This is a genomic window from Streptomyces nanshensis (assembly GCF_001751255.1).
In the GTDB taxonomy this organism is placed as follows: Bacteria; Actinomycetota; Actinomycetes; order Streptomycetales; family Streptomycetaceae; genus Streptomyces; species Streptomyces nanshensis_A.
Genome location: NZ_LJGW01000178.1, coordinates 308 through 2759, shown reverse-complemented (window position 1 = coordinate 2759; position 2452 = coordinate 308). Strand labels below are relative to the sequence as shown.

Genomic DNA, 2452 nt, shown 5'->3' with positions numbered 1-2452 from the left:
TACCCGATCTGGACTTCTCCGTGACCGGCGCACGCGCCGCCGCGGACTCGGCCGTGCCGGCGCTGGCCTTCCGGCTGGCGCTGAGCCGCACCGGCGGCGGCGCCGTCCGCTCGGTCTCGCTGACCACGGACGTACGGATCGACGTCGCCCGCCGCGGCTACGACGGCGCCGACCCGCTGGTGCTGGCCCGCCTCTTCGGGCAGCCCGAGCAGTGGGCGACGAGCATGCGGCCGCTGACCTGGGCGCGCGTGACCACGGTCGTGCCGGCCTTCGACGAGCGCACGGAGCTCGATCTGCAGGTGCCGTGCAGCCGCGACATGGAGCTGGCCGTCACGTCGTACTTCCACGGTGTGCGCGAGGGCGAGGTCCCGCTGGACTTCCTCTTCTCCGGCACCGTCTTCCACGACGGACCGGACGGGCGGCTGCGCACCGCGCAGATCTCGTGGTCGAAGGACGCCGCCTTCCGGCTGCCGGCCGGGCTCTGGCAGGAGGTGACCGGCCGCTACGACGGCGGCACGAGCTGGCTGCCGCTCTCCCCCGGCACGTACGGGGAGCTGACCGCGCACCGCGACCGGCACGCGCTGACCGGATGGGACGAGACGGTCGCCGACCTGCTCTCCCGCACGAGCACCACGACGGCGGGAGGCAGCACGTGGACGCCGTAGAGAAGATCGCCCGCGCCTGCCTGTACGAGGGGTATCTGCTGTGGCCCTACCGCCGGGGCGCGCTGAAGAACGCGCAGCGCTGGACCTTCGGCGGCGTCTATCCGCAGCGGTGCGCCGGCGCGATCGGCGAGCCCTCGCGGATGCGGACGGAGGTGCTGCTGCGGGCCGGGCCCACGGCGAAGCTGACGGTCCATGTGCGCTTCCTCCAGGTCGTCGACCGGCAGGTCTACCGCAACGACGCGACCGGTCCGGTGCCGGTGGACGAGTTGCAGGTCGACGGCCGCAGCCATCTGACGTGGCAGGAGGCGACCGAACGGCGCTGGGTGTGCCCGCCGTGGTCGCCCCGGCGCGGGCCGCGTACCAGCACCGTCGACATCGCGGCCGGCAGCGACCGTGAGGCGCTGCGCGCGGAGACGGGCGGCGTCGCGGGCACGCTCGTACGGACATGGCAGCGGCTGACGGGGAGGGTGCGGCTGTCCGCCGTGCCCGTCACGGACGCGGTGCTGCGGGTGACGGTGGAGATCGAGAACACCTCGCCGTGCCCGCGGCCGGCCGCCGGTGCGCGGGGCACCCGGGACGCGCTGGCGCCGTACGCCTTCGTCTCCACGCACACCGTGCTGCACACCGACACCGGCGACTTCGTCTCGCTGACCGATCCGCCCGCGGAGCTGGCGGAGGAGGCCGCCGCCTGCGGCAACGTCGGGGTGTGGCCCGTGCTGGTCTCGGAAGACCCGCAGACGGCGGCCCGTACCAGTCCGCACTACGCGCCCGAGGTGCTCTCCTCGCCCATCACGCTGTACGACTATCCGGCGGTGGCGCCGGAGAGCCCCGGCGACCTGTTCGACGGCGGCGAGATCGACCAGCTTCTGATCCTCAGCGTCCTCAGCCTCACGCCCCAGGAGCAGCAGGAGGCACGGGCCAGCGATCCGCGGGCGCGGGAGATCCTGGACCGCTGCGCGTCCCTGGAGCCGGAGGACCTCGCCGCGCTGCACGGCACGATCCGGGCGTTCCGTCCGGTGCTGGAGGGGCGATGAGCGCGGAGCGGGGCCGCACCGTACAGGTCGGCGGCGAGCGGCTGGGGCGCGGAAGCCGGGTGCGGCTGCGGCCGCGCGGCTCGGCGGACGTCATGGACCTGGCGCTGACGGGACGTACGGCGGAGATCGACGCCGTCGAGGAGGACCTGGAGGGCCGCGTCCATGTCGTCGTCACGCTCGACGGGGACGACGGCCGGGACTTCCGTACGGGCCTGGGCCACCGGTTCTTCTTCACCCCGGAGGAGGTGGAGCCCCTCGCGCAGGGTCCGGCGGGGCCGCGGATCCTGATCGCGGGGATCGGCAACATCTTCATGGCGGACGACGCGTTCGGGACGGAGGTCGTCGCCACGCTGCGGGGGCGGAGCTTCCCCGACGGCGTGCACGTCGCGGACTTCGGCATCCGCGGCATGGATCTGGCCTACCGGCTGCTGGACGGCTACGACGTCGCCGTCCTGGTGGACGCGGCGCCGCGCGGCGGCGAGCCCGGCACCGTACGCCTCATCGATCCGGGGCCGCCGCACGGGCCCGCCGGGGACGGCGCAGAGGAAGCGGACGGGGCCGAGGGAGCCGGGCGGGCGCTGCCGCAGGCGCACGGCATGGATCCGGTGCAGGTGCTCGCGCTGGCGCGGCAGCTCGGCGGCGGGGCCGCGGCGCTGCCGCGCATCCTCGTCCTCGGCTGTGAGCCGCAGGTGCGGATGCGCGGGGACGAGCCCGACGTGGTGGTCGGGCTGAGCGAGCCGGTGCGGGAGGCGG

Annotated in this window: 3 protein-coding genes; all 3 read left to right on the top strand. The window is 74.7% G+C overall.

Going from position 1 to position 2452, the window contains the following annotated elements; all coding sequences use genetic code 11:
• A partial coding sequence (locus AN218_RS10930; protein ID WP_070016590.1) for a DUF6084 family protein occupies window positions 1-665 on the top strand: 665 nt, incomplete at its 5' end.
• Complete coding sequence (locus AN218_RS10925) at window positions 653-1699, top strand: hypothetical protein (RefSeq protein WP_070016589.1); 1047 nt, start codon at window positions 653-655, stop codon at window positions 1697-1699. The genes AN218_RS10930 and AN218_RS10925, both read left to right, overlap by 13 nt.
• On the top strand, window positions 1696-2452 hold a 757-nt coding region (locus AN218_RS39045; protein ID WP_420855961.1), incomplete at its 3' end, for a hydrogenase maturation protease. The genes AN218_RS10925 and AN218_RS39045, both read left to right, overlap by 4 nt.